The organism is Hymenobacter yonginensis (genome assembly GCF_027625995.1).
Classification (GTDB): Bacteria; Bacteroidota; Bacteroidia; order Cytophagales; family Hymenobacteraceae; genus Hymenobacter; species Hymenobacter yonginensis.
Genome location: NZ_CP115396.1, coordinates 2,933,870 through 2,953,044, shown reverse-complemented (window position 1 = coordinate 2,953,044; position 19,175 = coordinate 2,933,870). Strand labels below are relative to the sequence as shown.

Below are 19,175 nucleotides of genomic sequence, written 5' to 3'. Positions count from 1 at the left end.
CGGACGTCTGTGTAGTGGGGTAACATTTACCAACGCAAACGCCGCCACCTGAAATGCACTTAGGGCCTGTGTAAAGCCCCCAAAAAAAGGCTGCCTCGTGAGAAGCAGCCTTTTCAGGTATACAGGAAGTCAGTGCTTATTTACTCATGTCGGCCACGTTGGGCAGAATCTTGAGCAGCTGGTCGAGCTGTTCCCGCGTGAAGTTGCCGCCGATAGACATCAGCAGGAACGAATCGGGCGCGCCCGAAACGCTGCTGGTGGTCACCAGTTCCGTCACCCGGTCGCCTTGCATGCGGGTGGAGTAGCGCATGTTGCCGCCAGTGGTGGTGAGGGGCGTATACCGCTCGTTGGCCAGTAGGCCGTTCACTTCCTGCACCAAGCCGTCGGCTACCAGTTTCTGCGCGCTGTTGCTGGTGGGGGCGAAGGTGAGCACTTTGAAACTGCGTACCGACGACAGCGCCTGCGTCAGGTCGGAGCCGCCGCCGAGGCTGCCCAGGCGGCCCAGCAGCAGCCGGGTAGTCAGGCCCGCCGACCAGTCGGTGGCTTTGAAGCCGGAGCGGTTTTCGTACTTGTTGAAGAATTCGGCTACCGTACGGGCCGGACGCTCGGGCCCGGCGGCGCGGCAGCCTGCCAGCAGCAACAAGACCACCAGCGGCAGCCACAGAAATGTGCGTTTGTTCATAAAAAAGGAGAGAAAGTGGGAGAAAGAGGAACGCAAGATGCAGGTTTCAACTGAGCTGCTGCCAACCGATTCGCCAGCGAAAAGCAAGCGTTTTTTATAATCAGTAGCTTACGGCCCAACTACCCGGTTCGGTGGCCTGCTGCGTCTTAAACGACGATTCCAGCCCTACGGCTGGACCATTTCCCACTATTATCTTCTCTCGCCAGTTCAATAAGGCTATCCGATATCCCAGGTGCAGCGTCTACTCGAAGCTGATTGTATTCAGAAAGAATACGTCCCGGTCGGGGCCACGCTCGGCGCGCACGTGCTGGAAGCCGTAGGCCAGCAGCCGGTTGCCGTACCAGGTTACCAGGCCTTCTTGCGTGGTGTTGGTGGCTTTTTCGCGGGCGGAGGGCAGGGCTGAGGTGGTTAGGTTGACGCTCAGATCGTTGGGCGAGGGCGAGGCCCGGTCAATCACCTTGTAGTACAGCTTATCGTTCTGCAGATACGACGCAGCTAAGCGGCCATCGGGGAGCTGGCGCAGACGTACGGTTTCGGTGAGCGTGCGGAGCTCCACGTTTTTCATCACCAGCGTGTTATCCCAGAGCAGGTTGCCGCGCTTGTCGAAGCCGCAAATCAGGGCGTGCGTGACGCGGTAGCCATCGAAGTTGCGGTTGCCGTTGGCCCAGCTGGCCCGATCGTAGGCCGAGTAGTAGGGGTTGTACACCAGGCTCGGGCCGTAGGAGTTGTAGCGGTAGTGCGGGAAATACACTTCGGCCACCATCACATAGCCATCCTCGAACGGTATCAGGTCGTGCATGAGGGTGCGGTAGCGCAGGCGCAGCACCCGGTCGGCGGCGCGCATCTTCTCGCTTTTCTGCCGCAGCCGGCTGGCCCGGTTGGGGCTCATGAAGTCGAAGAAGTGCTTAAGATTGGCAAAGTCATAAAACCGCAGCGAGCGGCGCGAGCCCGACGGCGTGACGCCTGCCGTAAGGTCGGCCGCGAACAGGCCCTGCGAGTAGCGCGGGTCGCGCAGGGTGTAGGTGCCGGCCAGCAGGCGGCCCTCGGCTGAGTCGGTGGCCGGGCTGATTTGGGCCGAAATCAGGCCCCGCTCACTCTCGGCCTGCACAAACTCCGAGGTAAGCAGCGTGCCGCCCGCCGAGAGGTGCTTGAGCTGCAGCCGGTTCTTGAAGCCGTTGCTCTGGCTAAGCACAAAATCGGCCCGCTGCGCCGCCGAATCGGCCAGAAACGACAGCTGGGCCGGCAGCGGCTCATATACCGAGGGCAGAAACTGGTGCTTGCCCGTGGCCAGGTCCAGCAGCAGAATGGTGAGGTGGTTATCCACCAGCACCGTCACGAAGAGGTTGCCGGCCAGTGCTTTCAGGTCGTAGACGTCGCGCGTGAGCTTGGTGTCGAACTGCACGGTGCGCACCCGGCCGGTGCTGCCATCCACGGCCGCCACCATCAGGCGGTGCTCCACGTAGCCCGACTGAAACAGCGCGTAGGCCATAGCGCCTTCGGCACAGAACCGCTGAAACTGAAACTCGCCTGCCAGATCCAGCTTGCTGTTCCAGCCGGGCTGCAGGCGGTGGTCGTACTTCTGGAGCGTATATGTGTCGTTGCGGATGCCGGGCTCGTCCTGCTTTACCAGCAGCAGCACACTGCTGTCCTGCAGCATGGGCTGCACTTCCACCTCGGCAGAATATTCCTGCAGATCCAGCTCCAGGCGGCCGTTTTGGGCGGGCGTATAGGGCTCCGCCGGGGCGGGCTGCGCCCCGGCGGAGCCCGCCGCAACCAACCAGATACTAAGCAGAAACGGGAACAGGTGCTTCATGGCCGGGGCCGGCTGCCTGAGCGGAGCCGGGGAATAGGGAAGATACGCGACAGACGCCGCAAAGTCACGTCCGGCCCCGCAAAAATGCGGCCGGACCCCGGTATCAGGCCCCCAACTCCAGAATCGTATCAAATTCGGCGGCCTTGAGCGGCATCACCGACAGGCGCGACTGGCGCAGCAGCCCGATCTGGCTGAGGCGCTCGTCCTGCTTGATGCGGGCCAATGACACCGGGCGGGCCAGCGGCTGCTGCGGCTGCAGATGCACGGCCACCCAGGGGCTGCCGGCTTCGGCCGTGGCGTCGGGGGCGGCCGGAGCGGCTACCTGGGCCACGCCTACCACCTGCTTGTCGCTCACGCTGTGATAGTAAAGCACCAGGTCGCCGGGCTGCATCTGCTGCAGGAAGTTGCGGGCCTGGTAGTTGCGCACGCCGGTCCAGTCGGTGCCGCCGTCGCGCACAAACGTATCCCAGGAGTAAGCTTCGGGTTCCGATTTTACGAGCCAGTAGTTCAAGTGGCAGAAAAAGAAAAAGGTGAGGTTGCTGTTTCGGGCCGCAAGTTGGGCAGCCGCAACAGTAACCTCACCATTTTTTATCCGGTTGTTTTGCCAGGCCCGGTAGACAGCGCGGCTAGTTTTCCCGGGCGCGCAGCGTTTCGGCGTCCAGCAGCTCCAGCGTGAGCAGGAAGGCCGGCTGGCCGTTGCGGAGGCTGATGCGGTACTTGCCCGGGCCTTCTGATTTCCAGGTGCCGGGCACGTCCAGCGCGGCATCGTCGGGGCCTTGGGTGTGGCGCACAAACGAGCCGTCGGTTTCCAGGCGGAAGCCATCGATGCCCATGCCGCCCTTCGGCTCGAAGGTGCCCGCGAGCTTGTAGGTCAGCAAACCTTTTTCTTCGGGCAGGTGGGCATAAAACCAGTCTTTACCGGCAATACCGGCCGGCACCCCGGCATCGGCGCGGTCCTGGCAGCCGCCCAGAACCAGCAGCAACAGTAAAACGAGCGGGGCAAACAATAAACGGCGCATAGAGGGAGAAAGTAAGTGAAAGGTAGAGATGCGGAACTCAGTGGGGCAGGGGGCCAGAATCGTGCCGGAAGGCTATTTCTCCAGCCGCCGCACCTTCAGCACGTCGTTTTCCAGCGACACGATTTCCAGCCGGTAGTCTGGGTCTTTCTTGTCGTCGAGGGAGATGAGCAGGGTCTGGTCATTTTCGGCTTTCCAGGTGCCCTTGCGGCCTTCCAGACCGTCGGTGGGGGCAATGTCAAACTGCGTGAACAGGCCATTTTGCTCGAAGGCAAAGCCTGTACGGCCGCGTGACGGCGGAAAGGCGTAGGTGTTGGGCCGGTACACGCGTACGTCGCCCTGGTCTTCTTCGTGGGCGTGCAGCCAAGTGTGCTCCAGTTTGCGAAGCGGGGAAGAGGCCGAGGTGCCGGGCTGGCAGGTGGCGGCCAGGAGCAGGATGCTCAGCGCGGCCAGAACAGTGAACAGACGCATAAAAGGCAGAGAGGTTGGGGATGACAGGTAGTGCGGGTGAAGAAAGCCGCCGCCCCGCTATACGGCACGGCGCAACAGCGAATGTAAAGAAATCGGGCGGCCGTGGGGCGGCATACCGTAAACTACCCCGCACAAACTACCTTTGTTTGCTATGGATAACCGCGCCCTGATTCGTGCTTTTCGCCTGACCGCCCAGCTCATGGAGCTGCACGAGGAAAATCCGTTCAAGATACGGGCCTACGAAGGCACCGCCAACGCCCTGGAGCAGCTGACGGTGCCCGTGGCCGACCTCGACCGCACGGGCCTGCCCGACCGCACCGGCCTGAGCAAAACCGCCGCCGCCAAAGTGGCCGAAATGCTCGATACCGGCTCGTTTGAAGAGCTGACCCGCCTGCTGGCCGCCACCCCGCCCGGCGTGGTAGAGCTGCTGAAGATTAAAGGAATCGGGCCCAAGAAAATCCGCAGCCTGTGGAAGGAGCTGGGCATTGAAGGTGCCGAGCAGCTCCGTGAAGCCGCCCAGAACGACGAGGTGAGCAAGCTCAAGGGCTTCGGGCAGAAAACCCAGCAGGGCATCCTCGAAGCCCTCGACTTCACCGACCAGAGCCGCGGTAAGCTGCTCTATCCGCAGGCCGAAGAGCTGGCCCACGAGCTGCTGGCCCGCCTGCAGGCCACCGCCGGCATAACCGAAGCCGCCGTGGCCGGCGAGGTGCGCCGCCGCCTCGAAACCGTGGAAACCGTGGGGCTGGTGGCGGCCACCGCTGATCCGGCCGCCGCCCACGCCACCCTCAATTCCCTCGACGGCCTCACGCCGGATCCGCTCCGCAGCGGTCCGTTTGCCTGGCGCGGCACGGCCACGGCCTCAGGCGTGAAGGTGGAAGTGCTGCTGGTGGCGCCGGCCGCCTTCACCAACCAGCTGCTGCTGAGCACGGCCGCCGAAAACCACCTGTCCGAAGCGCTGCTGGAGGCGCCGCAGCCCGGCCAGCCTGCCACGCTGCGGCAGTGGCTGAAGCGCGAGCAATTCGCCACCGAACCTGCCCTCTACGAGCGCGCCGGCCTGCAGTACGTGGAGCCCGAGCTGCGCGAAGGCCTCGGCGAGCTGGCGCTGGCCCGCGAAAACAAGCTGCCCACGCTGCTCGAAGACGCCGACCTGCGCGGCTCGCTGCACAACCACAGCACCTACTCCGACGGCAGCCACAGCCTGCGCGAAATGGCCACCTTCCTGCGCGACCAGGGCTACGAGTACCTCGGCATCTGCGACCATTCGCAGGCGGCGCACTACGCCAACGGCCTGCCGCCGGAGCGCGTGCGCCAGCAGCACCGCGAAATCGACGAGCTCAACCAGGAGCTGGCGCCGTTCCGCATTTTCAAGGGCATCGAGTCGGATATTCTGTCGGATGGCTCTCTGGACTACCCGCCCACGGTGCTGGAAACCTTTGATTTCATTGTGGCCTCGGTGCACTCCAACCTCAAGATGGACGAGCGCAAGGCCACCACGCGGGTGTTGCGGGCCATCGAAAACCCCTACACCACCATGCTGGGCCACCCCACGGGCCGGCTGCTGCTGCGCCGCGAAGGCTACCCGCTCGACCACAAAGCCGTCATCGACGCCTGCGCCAAGCACAACGTCATCATCGAAATTAACGCCAACCCCTACCGCCTCGACCTGGACTGGCGCTGGGTGCGCTACGCGCTGGACCAGGGCGTGCAGCTCAGCATCAACCCCGACGCGCACCACACCAACGGCTACGCCGATATGCGCTACGGCGTGTTCATGGGCCGCAAAGGCGGGCTTACGAAGGACATGACCTTCAACGCCAAATCAGCGGCGGAAGTGGCCGAGTACTTCGCCAAGCGCAAAGCCGGCATCAAGCCCCCGCTGGAGTTCAAGGATTCGTTGTTTGGGTGAGAAAGTGATGATGGGATGAGATAAGGGAGTGATGAAGCGGCTGAAACCTCTTTGCGCTTTACCTCATCACCAGTTACTTCATCACCTCATTACTCTCCCATGAAAATCCTGATTCTGCGCTTTTCTTCCATCGGCGACATTGTGCTGACCACGCCCGTTATCCGGGCCGTGAAGCAGCAGGTGCCGGGGGCCGTGGTGCACTTCTGCACCAAGCCCGGCTACCGCGGCATCGTAGCCCACAACCCCTACGTGGACAAGGTGCACTGCCTCACCGGCTCGCTCTCGGAGCTGGTGGCCGAGCTGAAAGCCGAGCAGTTTGATTTCGTGGTAGACCTGCACCACAACCTGCGCACCACGCTGCTCAAGGCCCGGCTGGGCGTGCGCTCGGCCAGCTTCGACAAGCTGAACTGGCGCAAGTGGCTGCTCGTGAACCTGAAGCTGCACACCATGCCCCGCGTGCACATCGTGGACCGTTACCTGGCCGCCACCGCCTCGCTCGGCGTGAAGAACGACGGCAAAGGGCTGGACTACTTCATCCCGGAAGCCGACGAAGTGGACGTAGCGCAGGCGCTGCCGCCGGTGTTCGCGCGCGGCTACGTAGCGTTTGCCATCGGGGCGCAGCACGCCACCAAGCGGCTGCCCGTGGAGCGTATCATTGAGCTGTGCGGCCTGCTGCGCCGCCCGGTGGTGTTGCTCGGCGGCCCTGAAGACGAAACCACTGGCCACGTGGTCGAGCTGGCCTTCGACGCGGGCGCCGCCGAGTCGCCCGCGCCCACGCCGCTCATCCCCGACAGCCCGTACTACTTCCCCAAGCAGCCCGCCAACCATCCCAAAGCCACCGTTATTTACAACGCCTGCGGCAAGTTCAGCCTCAACCAGTCGGCCTCGCTGGTGCGGCAGGCCAGCCTGGTGGTCAGCCACGACACCGGCCTGATGCACATTGCGGCAGCCTTCCGGAAGGAGATTTTCAGTGTGTGGGGCAACACCGTGCCCGAGTTCGGCATGTACCCCTACCGCACCGAGTTCCGGGTGCTGGAAGTGCCCAATCTGAGCTGCCGGCCCTGCTCGAAGATCGGCTACGAAAAATGCCCCCAAGGCCACTTTCGCTGCATGCGCGACATCCAGTTCAACCTGGAGCTGCCTCCAACCCAGGACGGGCGCTAACGGGAAAGCCGGGCGAAATGCGTACTTTCTGCCTACGCTAACCCATTTTGCCCATGTCTGATACGCCCGATAAATCTGTGCTGGTAACCGTGGGTCCCGAGGCGTTACTGGCCGATGTGCAGGCCGGCCGCCACACCTACTTCGTGGATGAGCCCGCCGAAGCAGGTGGCCAGGACCGCGGCCCCACGCCCTACGACTTGCTGCTGTCGGCGCTGGGCGCCTGCACGGCCATCACGTTGCGCCTCTACGCCACCCAGAAAAAGTGGCCGCTCGAAGGCATTGAGGTGCGTCTGCGCCACCAGCGCGTGCACGCCGCCGACTGCGAAAAGTGCGAGCAGCCCGGCGAAATGCTGGAGCAGGTGGAAAAGGAGCTACGCCTGCTGGGCCCGCTCTCCGACGAGCAGCGCCAGCGCCTGCATGCCATCTCGCAAAAGTGCCCGGTGCAGAAAACCTTGATGCGCGGCCTGCACATCGTCACGGTGCTGATTTAGGCCACGGTATAGCAAACCCCAATACTATACCGCCACCTGTTGGCCTAGCCCCACGCAAAACGGCCCGGACAACTTGCGTTGTCCGGGCCGTTTTCATCTAATCAAGGCTTGATTACCCGATTTTCTCGAAGCCGCAGTAGCTGTGCAGCACTTTTGGCAACTGGATGCCGTCGGGCGTCTGGTTGTTTTCGAGCAGGGCGGCCACGATGCGGGGCAGCGCCAGCGCCGAGCCGTTGAGCGTGTGCAGCAGCTGGGTTTTGTTGCCCTCGCCGCGGTAGCGCAGCTTGAGGCGGTTGGCCTGGTAGGTTTCGAAGTTCGAAGCCGACGACACTTCCAGCCAGCGGCCCTGCGCGGCGCTCCACACCTCCAGGTCGAAGGTGAGGGCCGAGGTGAAGCCCATGTCGCCGCCGCAGAGGCGCAGGATGCGGTAGGGCAACTCCAGCTTCTGCAGCAGCCCTTCGATGTGGGCTACCATGCCGTCGAGGGCGGCGTAGCTGTTCTCGGGCTGCGTAATCTGCACGATTTCCACCTTGTCGAACTGGTGCAGGCGGTTGAGGCCACGTACGTCGGCGCCCCAGCTGCCGGCTTCGCGGCGGAAGCAGGGCGTGTAGCCGGTGTTGCGGATGGGCAGCTGCTCCACCGGCACAATCTCGTCGCGGTAGAGGTTGGTAATCGGCACCTCCGAGGTCGGAATCAGGTAGAGGTTGTCCTTGGTGTCGTGGTACATCTGGCCCTCCTTATCGGGGAGCTGGCCGGTGCCGTAGCCGCTGGCCTCGTTCACCAGAATCGGGGGCTGCACCTCGTCGTAGCCGGCGTCGCGGGCTTCGTCCAGGAAAAAGTTGATGAGGGCGCGCTGCAGACGGGCACCCTGCTTTTTGTAGACCGGGAAGCCGGCACCGGAAATCTTGTTGCCCAGCTCGAAGTCGATGATGTCGTACTTCTTGATCAAATCCCAGTGGGGGAGGGCATCGGCGGGCAGTTCAGGCTTGTGGCCACCTTCGCGCACCACCTCGTTGTCCTGGGCGGCGCGGCCTTCGGGCACGCTGCTGTGGGGCAGGTTGGGCAGCTTGTAGAGCGTCTGCTGGAGGGCGTCTTCCACCTGCGTCAGCTCGTCGTCGGCGGCTTTAGTATGTTGTTTCAGCTCAGCCGTGCGGGCCTTCAGGGTGTCAGCTCCGGCCTTGTCGCCGGCTTTCATCAGCCCCCCGATCTGGCGGGCCAGCTCGTTGGCCTCGGCCTGGGCCGAGTCGCGGGTGGTCTGGAGCTCCTTGCGGCGCTGGTCCAGCGTCAGAATTGCTTGCACGTCGGCCTCAGCCGTTTTGTAGTGCTTTTTAGTTAGCCCGGCCAGTACGGCCTCGGTGTGCTCTCTCAGGACGGAAACTTGTAGCATAAGGGCAGAAAACGCGGAAGAGGATGCTGCAAAAGTAGCCGAATGATTCCGCAGATTCTACGGCCGGCCTATATTATAAGGCTGGCGCGGGCGGCGGCATCAACCTGAACCTAACCGGGCAAAGTCCCGTTCCAGAGGCAGCGCCACCCCCGCTATTCGTTGAGCTAACCGCGTAGGCTGCAGCCAAAAGCGCTGCCGAAAGCAGCAGCACGCAGGAATCCCGCAAAATGTAGCCGGGGGTTTGGCAGTTCGGCGGGTTTGCGCTAACATTGCGTTAACAAGCCGGCTGCTGATGCCGGGCCCGTCGTTGCTTTTACTGACGTCCGGTCCGTGGATATTTCCAGCGCCACCGCCTACTACCATCCCCCTCTGTTCCTTTTCGAACACCCCCCCGTGCTGAACGCCGCGCCTGCGGCTCCCGGACATTGCCTGAGTCTGAGGTAATGTTCCGCTGTTGGATGGGCCCCGCCAGAATTTTCTCCCCTCATTGCCTCTATGTATACTATTGAAGAGTTGAAAGACCGTCTTCTTTCCGAGTTGAAGGAAATTGCGGAAGAGCTCAACGTCGGCAACTTTAAGAAGCTCAGCAAGCAGGATCTGATTTATAAGATTCTCGATCAGCAGGCCATCCTGCCCGCCGACAAGCTGCCCGTAAAAGTGAAACCCGCCGCCAAATCCCGCGCTGCCGCACCGGAAGCCGCCCCGGCCCCCGCCGCTGTAGCCGAAGCCCCGGCTGACGCGCCGGCCGCGGCCGCCCCCGCTGCCCGGCCGACCGCCGCACGCAGCCGCGCCGCCAAAGCACCCGCCGCGGCAACTGCCCGCCCCGCTGCCGCCGCTGTGGCCCCGGAACCAGCCGTTACTCCGGTTGCGGAAGCTCCCGCGCCTGCCGCCGCGCCTGCCGATGAGGTAGCTGCTGCGCCAGCTCCGGAGGTAGGCGCCGAGCGTCCCGTGAAAGTGTACCAGCGGCCCGAGCGCCGCTCCCGCGAGTCTGCCGGCCGCAACGGTCAGGCAGTGGCCGCCGGTCAGTCGGATGTAGCACCGGTAGCCGCAGTGGCGCTGGCCGCCCCCGGCGTGGCCTTCAGTGAAGTGGCTGCCGTTCCGGCCGTAGCTGCCGCGCCAGCAGTAGCTGATGCGCCGGCTGCTGTTGCCGAGGGTACCTCAGATGTAGCACCGACCCCGGCGCCGCGCATCTTCCGTCCCGAGCGGGCCGATGGCGTAGCGCGCCCCCAGCGCGACCAGCCCCGCGAGCGGGAGCAGGTGCGCGACGGCCGCGAGTTGCGCAACGGCAGCAGCGACGTAGCCCGCATTGCCGACGCCCCGCGCGAGTTTCGCAACGACGTAGCCGGCCGCCCCGACCGCGACCAGCGTGACCCGGGCCGCGCCCTGCGCGACTCCAGCCGCGCCGACCGCCTCGACCGTGACGTGCAGCGCTCGGAGCGCGGCGATGCCGCCCGCACCGACGGCGCCGGCCGCCCCGACCGGGAGCAGCGCCGTGAGGAGCGCTACGCCGCCCGCGAGCTGCAGCGCCAGCAGCGCCAGGAAGGCCGCCAGGAGGGCCGTCAGGACGGTGGCCGCCAAGAAGGCGCAGCCGGCGCCCAGCAGCAGCAGCGCCAGCGCAACGACTTTGACATTGTGGTGCCTGGCGAAGGCACGCTGGAAATGATGCCCGACGGCGGCTACGGCTTCCTGCGCAGCCCGTTCTACAACTACCTGTCGTCGCCCGACGACATTTATGTGGCCCCGCAGCAGGTGAAGCTGTTCAGCCTGAAAGCCGGCGACACGGTGAAATGCACCATCCGGCCTCCGCGCGAAGGCGAGAAGTACTACGCGCTGGTTGGGGTGGATACCATCAACGGCCGGGCCGTGGAAGACGCCCGCGACCGGGTGCCGTTCAGCAGCCTCACGCCGCTATTTGCCGAGGAACGCCTCAAGCTCTCCACTAAGTCCACGCAGTACAGCACCCGTATTCTGGACCTGTTTGCTCCCATCGGCAAAGGCCAGCGCGGTTTGATTGTGGCCCAGCCTAAAACCGGTAAAACGGTGCTGCTGCAGGAAATTGCCAACGCCATCAGCGAAAACCACCCCGAGGTGTACCTGATGATCTTGCTGATTGACGAGCGCCCGGAAGAAGTGACGGACATGGCCCGCTCGGTGAAAGCCGAGGTGCTCAGCTCCACCTTCGACGAAACGGCCGACCGCCACGTGAAAATCGCCAGCATTGCCCTCGACAAGGCCAAGCGCCTCGTGGAGTGCGGCCACGACGTGGTGATTCTGCTCGACTCGATTACGCGTCTGGCCCGGGCCTACAACACGGTGCAGCCCGCTTCCGGCAAGATTCTGTCGGGTGGTGTGGACGCCAACGCCCTGCACAAGCCTAAGCGCTTCTTCGGCGCGGCCCGCAACGTGGAAAACGGCGGCTCGCTCACCATCATTGCCACGGCCCTGATTGAAACCGGCTCGAAGATGGATGAAGTAATCTTCGAGGAATTCAAAGGCACCGGCAACATGGAGCTGCAGCTGGACCGCAAACTGGCCAACAAGCGCATCTTCCCCGCCATCGACGTGCCGGCTTCCGGCACCCGCCGCGAAGACCTGCTCATGAGCCGCGAGGAGTTGAGCCGCATCTGGGTGCTGCGCAAGTTCATGGCCGACATGACGCCCGCCGAGGCCATGGAATTCCTGAAGGACCGCATGAAAGGCACCAAGGACAACAGCGAATTCCTGCTGGCCATGAACGGCTAGAAGGCGCTTAAAAATGTAGAACGTCATTCCGAGCGGAGCGAGGAATCTCGCCAGTGTGGTAGAAGTACTACACTGGCGAGATTCCTCGCTCCGCTCGGAATGACGTTCTGGTTTTGCGTGTTTCCAACTCTCTTTACCCCAATCAATTCATCCGCATGCCCCCCATCCAATCAACCCCCGACCTTCCCGAACTGCTGTACCTTTTCGACCCATTGTGCGGCTGGTGCTACGGCATGAGCCCCGTGATTCAGCGGGTGCGGGAGGAGTTTGCGAGCCGCGTGGAGGTGTCGGTGCTGTGCGGCGGCATGGTGACGGGCGAGCAGGTAGGCCCCATCCGCGACGACTGGGACTACATCAGCGGGGCACTGGCGCAGGTGGAGCGCGTGACGGGCGTGCAGTTTGGCGAGGCGTTTCGGGCCGTGGGCGCCGAGGGTAGCCGCGTACAGGACTCGGCGCCACCGAGCTGGGCCATCAGCGCCTTCCGCCACTTCAACCAGCCCGACACCGCCCGCTTCGCCCACGACGTGCAGGTGGCTTACTTCCGCGACGGCGCCGACCTCAACGAGCCCAAAACTTACCTGCCCCTGGCCACCGCCTACGGCCTCGATGGGGCAGAGTTCCTGCGCCGCTTGGCCCTGCCGGAAACGGCGCAGGCCACCCAACAGGAGTTTGCGGCCGTGGCCAAAATCGGGGTGCAGGGCTTCCCAACTACTATTCTGCGGGTTGGCAACCAGGGCTATGTGCTGGCCCGCGGCTACCAGCCATACGAGACGTTTGCCGACGGCCTGACCCAGGCGCTAGAGCAGGCCGGGTAGCCTGTTTTTTTGAGCTATAAACAAGCAGTAGCGCGAACTTTGCAGTTCGCGTCCCCGCGCCGTTTCAACTGTTTCGAACGGCGCGGGGACGCGAACTGCAAAGTTCGCGCTACTGCGTTGATGACAATCGGAATGACAGCTTAGCTGCCGAGGCCGGGCAGCTGCACTACCTGCTTGGTGCCGGGCGCATAGGCAATGCGGCGGCGGTCTTCCTTGCCTACCAGGTACACGAAGCCCACGGCATCGGGGCGCTTCTGCAGCTCGGTCCAGGTGGGGCGGTCGGCGCCGCCTTCCTGGTAGGCGTCTTTGGCGGTGAGGGCCGGCTGGCGGAATTTTTTATCGGCGAAAAACTCGTCCATGCGGCGGCGGATGTAGGCTTCGCGCTCGGCGGGCTTGGCGGTGGGCGTCTTCATTTCATACACCATGCTGGCTTCCAGATCGGCGGGCGTGAGCATTTCGCGGAAGATAACCTGGCCGCTGACGTCGGTGATGGTGAAGGTGATCTGGCCAGTCAGCACGTCTTTGCCGCGCAGCGTCAGCTTGAACTCGTCGGGGGAGGCTGGGGCGGAAAAGACGTGGCGGCGGCGCACCGTTTTGAGGGTGTCCGCCTGCGGATCGGCGGTGCTGGCCCGGGCCGTGTCCATGGGTTCGAGGCGCGCAGAAGAATCTGCCGTGGAGGTAGTGATTGCGGACGACTGGCTGGCGTCGGGCGTGGAGCAGGCGGCCAGCAAACCAAGAGCGGGCAAAAACAGCGCAATTCGCATAGCAGAAAGTCTGAGGTGAATCAGGGTTGCATACGCGGTTCGGGAGTTGTCCGTTTAGAAAACCGCTACCAGAGCAGCATCAGAATAAACGCGGCGCTCATGCACAGCGACGAAACCTGATTCATGCGCATGGTATGCTCGAAGTCGGCGGCGGCGGGATTGCGCCACACGGCCCGGGCCCAGTTGCCAAACAGCACCACCACCGGCCCGGTGGCCGCCAGAAACACCAGCAGGTGGCGCGTTTCCTGGCGCACCCAGAGGGCATAGGCCAGCACGGCCGCCCCGGCCAGCAGCCCGCCGGCCGCAAACACAAACGTGCCCCGGATGCCCAGCCGCAAGCTGAGCGTCCGGTCGCCGCGGCGGGCGTCTTCTTGGTGCTGGTATACCTGCGTGAGCGGGTAGGAGCCACACAGAAACAGGCTGCTCACCAGCGCTAGCAGCATGTTGGTAGGCTCGGTGAGCTGCGCGTAGCCAGCATCGGCGCCCACCTGCGTCATCAGAAAGGTATAGGCCCCTTGGAACACCACCACCACGGCCGTGCTCAGCAGCGGGTACTTTTTCAGCCGGATGCCTTCGTAGCTGTAGGCCTTCGAAACCAGCAGATACACCACCACCAGCAGCCCAAACCACGGGCTCAGCAGCAGGCCGCCCAGCACCGCCAGCGCATCGAAGGCGTACACCAGATGCAGCAGCTCTTCTGATACTTTAGGTGGGCTCTTCAGGCCGCCGATGCTGCCTTCGTCCCGGTCGTAGTAGGAGTTGTAGCCGTTGGAGGCGGGGTAGGCCAGCAGGTGCAGCACCACAAACACGCCCGCCGCTCGCCACGCGCTGAACGGCTCCCGCAACGCGCTCAGCCCAAACCAGAACACCGGCATCAGGTACACCGAAAACGGAATCCGGAGCAGCGGCAGCGCTTTTTTGTAATTAGTAATCAGCAATTAGTAATTAGGAATTGGAGTGGGAAGCAGCCGATAAGCAGTTGAACGAGCTTTTACACTTGCTGCGCTATCGTTGGGCGCCAAAGAAGCTCCAATTACTCATTACTAATTATCAATTACTAATTGACCCGCGGTACACCAATCAGATACGTGACCTGCGGGCCCCACCAGTGGCGCACTTTGCCGGCCGTCCACCGGAACCTGCCCTGTGGATCGGCGCGGTGGGCCAGGGCCAGCAGCTGGGCGGGCGGGTACATGCGCAGGATGGACACGGTGCCGTCCCAGAGCGTGAACAGCGGGATGAGCGGCAGCACGTAGGTGAGCAGCAGCCGGCTCAGCCGGAACGGCCGGATGAAGGGCGTAATCAGCAACTGCGCCACGGGCAGCACCGTCCAGGCCAGCAGAATTTCCAGCCAGTGCTTGCCGGCACCTTCAAAAACGCCAATGCCGGCGCCCTGCCGGACAGCATCGGCCAGCAGTGCCTCGGCCAGTGGTGGCGGGAAGTGGTGGAAGGCCGAAAATACGGTGCGAAACCCCGGCATCCCAGGCGGCACGGCGGTGGCATCGACGGCGGCGGGGGCGTAGGAGAGGCCCGGGGTGCGGGCCGCCAGCAGCTGCCAGGCCGCCGGCTGCGGATACAGGTCGGTGAGCGTGACCTGGGCGGCGGGCAGGCCGGTGGCCTGCAGGCTGCGCAGCACGCCTTCGGTGCCGCCGCCGGCCCCGGCGCACAGCTCCAGCAGCTGGGTCTGGTGGGTGGCTTGCAGGGCCTCGCGCAGCAGCGGCACGATGGGCTGGTAGGTGCCCAGCGTGGATATCATGAAGCGCAGGTAGTCCATCATGCCGGCCCGCACTACCCGCGGAAACCAGGGCAGGTCTTCGAACTCAAATAACTGAAGGCGTAATTTCACGCCGGAACATACGCAGAACCGCGTTAGCCTGGGCCCGCGCCCAGCGTACCCACAGCTGGCGGCTGGTGCGCTGCTGGCCCTCGGGGCTGTACAGCCAGAAAACGGCAGCCCACGCGGCCACCAGATACGGGGCCGTCATTTCCAGCAAGCTCACCGACGACAGGAACGGCAGCAGCAGCACCAGCAACTGGTGGGCCAGCACAAAGAACAGCGTCACGCCCAGCGCGGCCATCGAGCGGCGCGACCAGTTGGGCTGCAGCCGGCTCAATAAAGCCAGAAACGGCACCGCCAGGGGAACCAGCGGTGCCGTAACAATGAGGGCCAGTATTCCTGTCATCAGGGCAATGGAAGCATCTTCGAAGCGGCCGAAAGCCAGAATAGCACCCAGCAGCAGCGTGCCGCCCAGGTTGCTCATAATCCACAAAATCAGTGCGCGTAAAACCGTAGAGGAAATCAGGGAAGTAAAAGAACGCATAACAGAAAGGGTAAAAAGGTAGGCAATAGCCAGAATCTCGTTGTCCTGGTTGCTGCATACCTACGCACCCAAAAACATGCCCAGATTCCCTGAAAATGGACTTGTTTGGGAATCTGCAAGCCCAATTTGAACTCTGATTTTCGGCTCATTCTCTATTTGGGCCGGCTGGCCGCTGCCGGCCGCGTCATCCACCAAGCCGCCGCCCCCGACGACAGCAGCCACGGCAGACTTAGGCCGAAAAATGCCGGGGCAGTGCTTTGCAGATGCTGAGGTGGCAGGGTTTTAAAGGCAAGTGGCTCGGTGCAGAAGATGAGCAGTTCCCATAGCAGCCAGCATAACAGCACGAATCCTTCGAATACCAACGCGGTGCGTAGCAACAAGCGTGTCGGGGAAGTGGTAGTGCTGAAGATACGCCGCATAAACGGCCGCCGTATCAGCGCCCCCAGCAATGCCGGTATTCCCAGAAACAGCAGGGTGCCCAGCACGCCCCAGGCCAGATTCCCGCCAACGTAGCGCAGAATGGAAATCAGGCCCTCAGAAGCGGATATCTTTTTTTCGACCCAAAACAGCAGCCACCCCACCACCCCGGCCCATACCAGCCCCACACCCCACCACCAGGAAAGCCACATATGGCGGCGCGCCAGCGCCCGAGAATCTACCTGCATAAAAAATAAGTTAGGGTTGCTGCTTGCAAAGAAGCAATTGTTTGCTGTGCTTTGCAACACAAAGTGCTTTTAGCTATGATGAAGCCTGCCGTAGATCCGTTAGCCCAACTCACCGAGATTCGCGCCATCATGGAGCGCTCGTCGCGCTTTATCTCGCTTAGTGGCCTGAGCGGGGTGGGGGCCGGCGTGGTAGCGCTGGCCGGCGCCGGTGCCGGGCATTGGTTTCTGCGCCGTGAGTATGGCGCCACCGGCTACCTACGCCTGCTGGAAAGCACCGAAGCCGAGCGGCTGCTGGTGCTGCCGTATCTGGTAGGCCTGGCCGCCGCCATGATTGGGGCGGCGCTGCTGGTGGCCACGTTCTTTACCTTGCGCCGCGCCCGGCAGGCAGGATTGCCGCTGTGGAACTCGCTGGGGCGGCGGCTGGCCCTCAGTCTGGCTATTCCGCTGGTGGCGGGCGGGCTGTTTTGCCTGGCGCTGTTTGTGCGCGGCGCCGTGAGCCTGGTGGTGCCGGGGCTGCTGCTGTTCTACGGGCTGGCCTTGCTGAACGCCAGCAAGTACACGCTGGAAGAAATTCGGTGGCTGGGCCTCACGCAGATAGCGCTGGGGCTGCTGGCCGTGTTGCTGCCCGGAGCCGGATTGCTGTTCTTTGCGCTGGGTTTCGGCCTGGGTCACATCGGCTACGGCCTGCTCATGTACAACCGCTACGAAAGGTAAATCTGGTTAGGGATTAGGAAATAGGGCCTGGGGCTTAGGTCGTTCAACAATACACGCGCTGAGTACCCGAACCCCTAAACGGAAGTCCTGTTGCTCTTTTCCCTGACCTCTTACTCCCTAGTCCCCACATCCTAAGAACTAGGCCCTACTCACTAATCCCTAAACTTGAAACACGTCATCCACACGCTCAATAAAGCCTTTGACCACCGCGTGCGGCTGGGCGTGATGGCCGTGCTGATGGCCAACGACGCGGTGAGCTTCAACGACCTCAAGGAAACCCTGGAACTGACCGACGGCAACCTCGCCAGCCACGTGGCGGCGCTGGAGAAGGCGGGCTACGTGCAGGTCAGCAAGCAGTTTGTGGGCAAGAAGCCCAACACCACCTACACCGCCTCTGCCGATGGCAAAACGGCCTTTCAGGAGCATCTGGCGGCGCTGGAAAAACTGTTGCGGGGGTAACGGCTCTTTTTTTGTCTCTAAACTTTGAAATACAAAGTTCTTTTAAATAATCAATATGCTGCCGTGACTGCGCGCTAATCAGACGTTGCGGCACCAGCCAGTTTACTTTTTCACTTCACGCAATTTTTCCATGAATCCCTCACTGCCTGTTTCTGCTGCCGATTTTACCGGCCCCGCGCCGGCGCCGCGCCTCACGCTCAGTACCCTGCAAAAAGTGGCGCTGCCGGTGGGCGCCATCGTCTTCGATCTGCTGTTCTGGCACGAGCGGGCCGGCCTGAACATGCTGCTCTACACGCTGCTGGTGGTGGGCGCGACGGTGGCCGGCCTGCCCCGGCACGCGCCGCAGTGGCGCTCCGGCGGTTTTCGGCTGGCGCTGGCGGGCACGCTGCTGAGTGCAGCCATGGTGGCCTGGTACGGCTCGGGGGCGGCACTGCTGGCCTGCGTAGCGTCGTTGGCAGTGTGGCTGGGCTTCGTGAACCAGCCCCACCTGCGGCTGGTGGCGTATGCGCTGGCGACGGCGCTGGCCAGCGCTTGGCAGGTGGTGCCGCGCCTGCTCACGCTACTGCGCCTGCCCGGCGACCTGGGCAGCCGCTTCGGCCGCAGCTGGTACTACGGGCGGCTGTTGGGCGTGCCGCTGCTGGCGCTGGGCGTGTTTCACGTGTTGTTTCTGATTGCTAATCCGCGCTACGAGGCGGCGGCCAGCCAGGTGCTCGACTGGGCAGGGGAGTGGCTGGCGGCGCTTTTTGCCAACTTCTCGGTGCCGCACCTGCTGTTTTTCGGGCTGGGCTTGCTGCTGACCGGGGCAGCGCTGGTGCTTGTGCCAGTGCACTACTTCGCCGATACCGAGTCACGCTTCGGCGAGTTCATCCGGCGGCAGCGCAACCGGGTGGCTTCGTTCGGAGTGCGCCAGCCCGATTTCCGGGAGCAGCGCTTCCGGGCCCTCGACCTGCGCAAGGAATACTTGGTGGCGCTCAGTTTGCTGGTGCTCGTGAACGTGCTGCTGCTGGCCGTCAACGCCATCGACATCAACTGGCTGTGGTTTGGCTTCGAGCCGGCTCCGGGCTTCGACCTCACGCAGTTTGTGCACGAAGGCACCTACGTACTCATCCTGAGCATTCTGGTGGCCATGGGCATTGTGCTGTGGTTTTTCCGCCGCAACCTGAATTTCTATAAGCCCGGCCTGCCGGTGCTGCGCAGCCTGGCCACGGTGTGGGTGCTGCAGAACGCGGTGCTGGCCGTGTCGGTGGGCTTGCGCAACTACTACTACATCCTGCACACGGGCCTGGCATACAAGCGCATTGGGGTGTACGGGTTTCTGCTGCTGACCTTTTTCGGGCTGGCCACGGTGCTGTTCAAGATCTGGCAGCGCCGCTCGGCCTACTCGCTGGTGCGCCTCAATGCGCTGGCCGCCTACCTGCTGCTGCTGGGCTTTGCGGTCGGAAACTGGGAAATCTGGATTGCGCGCTACAACCTGCGCCCCCAACTCCACACCCTCGACTACGGCTTCCTGCTGGACATGCCCGACCGGGTGCTGCCCGAGCTGGCCGCCCACGAAGACGTGCTGACCCACCGCCACCTCGTGCACGAAGCCTACGACGGCACCTGGACCAGCCTAAGCCCCGAAGAAGCCCAGCGCCGCCTACGCCAGCGGCTGCAGGAATTCCGCGCCCTGCAGGAAGCCCGCCACTGGCCCAGCTACACCGCCGCCGACTGGCAGGCCTACCAGGCCATCAGCCACTAAAACCCACGAATCCATCACCCCACA

Annotated in this window: 19 protein-coding genes; 8 read left to right on the top strand and 11 right to left on the bottom strand. The window is 63.3% G+C overall.

The annotated features are described in order from the left end of the window. Positions 1-136: 136 nt before the first annotated feature. From O9Z63_RS12780 to O9Z63_RS12760, 5 genes are all read right to left on the bottom strand, one after another. Positions 137-682, bottom strand: a complete 546-nt coding sequence (locus O9Z63_RS12780; protein WP_270125624.1) for a DUF4252 domain-containing protein — start codon at positions 680-682, stop codon at positions 137-139. Between the two features lie 241 nt (positions 683-923). Beyond that, entirely contained in the window at positions 924-2,495 is a 1,572-nt protein-coding gene (locus O9Z63_RS12775) for a hypothetical protein (protein ID WP_270125623.1), read from the bottom strand. A gap of 103 nt (positions 2,496-2,598) precedes the next feature. Next, complete coding sequence (locus tag O9Z63_RS12770; RefSeq protein ID WP_270125622.1) at positions 2,599-3,006, bottom strand: EVE domain-containing protein; 408 nt, start codon at positions 3,004-3,006, stop codon at positions 2,599-2,601. 115 nt (positions 3,007-3,121) lie between these two features. Further along, complete coding sequence (locus tag O9Z63_RS12765; RefSeq protein WP_156109286.1) at positions 3,122-3,514, bottom strand: hypothetical protein; 393 nt, start codon at positions 3,512-3,514, stop codon at positions 3,122-3,124. A gap of 72 nt (positions 3,515-3,586) precedes the next feature. Beyond that, positions 3,587-3,982, bottom strand: coding sequence for a hypothetical protein (locus tag O9Z63_RS12760; RefSeq protein ID WP_270125621.1), 396 nt, complete (start codon positions 3,980-3,982; stop codon positions 3,587-3,589). Positions 3,983-4,133: 151 nt separating this feature from the next. Here O9Z63_RS12760 and O9Z63_RS12755 point away from each other — a divergent pair, with 151 nt between their 5' ends. The 3 genes from O9Z63_RS12755 (at position 4,134) to O9Z63_RS12745 (ending at position 7,543) form a co-directional block, all read left to right on the top strand. Next, on the top strand, positions 4,134-5,888 hold the full coding sequence (locus O9Z63_RS12755) for a helix-hairpin-helix domain-containing protein (RefSeq protein WP_270125619.1): 1,755 nt from the start codon (positions 4,134-4,136) through the stop codon (positions 5,886-5,888). Between the two features lie 99 nt (positions 5,889-5,987). Beyond that, positions 5,988-7,052, top strand: coding sequence for a glycosyltransferase family 9 protein (locus O9Z63_RS12750; RefSeq protein ID WP_270125617.1), 1,065 nt, complete (start codon positions 5,988-5,990; stop codon positions 7,050-7,052). Between the two features lie 53 nt (positions 7,053-7,105). Continuing rightward, positions 7,106-7,543 (top strand): OsmC family protein, encoded by a 438-nt coding sequence (locus O9Z63_RS12745; RefSeq protein ID WP_270125615.1) that lies wholly within the window; start codon positions 7,106-7,108, stop codon positions 7,541-7,543. A gap of 112 nt (positions 7,544-7,655) precedes the next feature. Here the strand turns inward: O9Z63_RS12745 and serS are convergent, their stop codons facing one another. Continuing rightward, on the bottom strand, positions 7,656-8,930 hold the full coding sequence (serS, locus tag O9Z63_RS12740) for a serine--tRNA ligase (RefSeq protein WP_270125614.1): 1,275 nt from the start codon (positions 8,928-8,930) through the stop codon (positions 7,656-7,658). Between the two features lie 495 nt (positions 8,931-9,425). Here serS and rho point away from each other — a divergent pair, with 495 nt between their 5' ends. Both rho and O9Z63_RS12730 read left to right on the top strand, forming a co-directional pair. Beyond that, a complete protein-coding gene (gene rho / locus O9Z63_RS12735; protein ID WP_270125613.1) occupies positions 9,426-11,672 on the top strand; it encodes a transcription termination factor Rho in 2,247 nt (748 codons plus the stop codon). 155 nt (positions 11,673-11,827) lie between these two features. After that, positions 11,828-12,487: a DsbA family protein gene (locus O9Z63_RS12730; protein WP_270125611.1), complete on the top strand. Its 660-nt coding sequence runs from the start codon at positions 11,828-11,830 to the stop codon at positions 12,485-12,487. Between the two features lie 140 nt (positions 12,488-12,627). On the opposite strand, the gene O9Z63_RS12725 is transcribed toward O9Z63_RS12730, so the two are convergent. From O9Z63_RS12725 to O9Z63_RS12705, 5 genes are all read right to left on the bottom strand, one after another. Beyond that, positions 12,628-13,251 carry a hypothetical protein gene (locus tag O9Z63_RS12725; protein ID WP_270125608.1) on the bottom strand — a complete coding sequence of 208 codons (624 nt, stop codon included), beginning with the start codon at positions 13,249-13,251 and terminating at the stop codon, positions 12,628-12,630. A 65-nt stretch (positions 13,252-13,316) separates the two neighbouring features. Further along, the gene (locus O9Z63_RS12720) at positions 13,317-14,189 is read right to left on the bottom strand and encodes a UbiA family prenyltransferase (RefSeq protein ID WP_270125607.1); all 873 of its coding nucleotides are present in this window, start codon (positions 14,187-14,189) and stop codon (positions 13,317-13,319) included. 119 nt (positions 14,190-14,308) lie between these two features. Then, complete coding sequence (locus O9Z63_RS12715; protein ID WP_270125606.1) at positions 14,309-15,097, bottom strand: class I SAM-dependent methyltransferase; 789 nt, start codon at positions 15,095-15,097, stop codon at positions 14,309-14,311. Then, a complete protein-coding gene (locus O9Z63_RS12710; RefSeq protein WP_270125605.1) occupies positions 15,072-15,572 on the bottom strand; it encodes a hypothetical protein in 501 nt (166 codons plus the stop codon). Before O9Z63_RS12710 ends, O9Z63_RS12715 begins: the two co-directional genes overlap by 26 nt. Positions 15,573-15,724: 152 nt before the next feature. Then, the gene (locus O9Z63_RS12705) at positions 15,725-16,237 is read right to left on the bottom strand and encodes a hypothetical protein (RefSeq protein WP_270125604.1); all 513 of its coding nucleotides are present in this window, start codon (positions 16,235-16,237) and stop codon (positions 15,725-15,727) included. Between the two features lie 75 nt (positions 16,238-16,312). Here O9Z63_RS12705 and O9Z63_RS12700 point away from each other — a divergent pair, with 75 nt between their 5' ends. The 3 genes from O9Z63_RS12700 to O9Z63_RS12690 all read left to right on the top strand — a co-directional run bounded on the left by O9Z63_RS12700 (position 16,313) and on the right by O9Z63_RS12690 (position 19,151). Next, a complete protein-coding gene (locus tag O9Z63_RS12700; protein ID WP_270125602.1) occupies positions 16,313-16,951 on the top strand; it encodes a hypothetical protein in 639 nt (212 codons plus the stop codon). Between the two features lie 165 nt (positions 16,952-17,116). Then, positions 17,117-17,410, top strand: a complete 294-nt coding sequence (locus tag O9Z63_RS12695) for a winged helix-turn-helix domain-containing protein (protein ID WP_044016437.1) — start codon at positions 17,117-17,119, stop codon at positions 17,408-17,410. A gap of 130 nt (positions 17,411-17,540) precedes the next feature. After that, complete coding sequence (locus tag O9Z63_RS12690; RefSeq protein ID WP_270125600.1) at positions 17,541-19,151, top strand: DUF4153 domain-containing protein; 1,611 nt, start codon at positions 17,541-17,543, stop codon at positions 19,149-19,151. Positions 19,152-19,175: the final 24 nt, after the last annotated feature.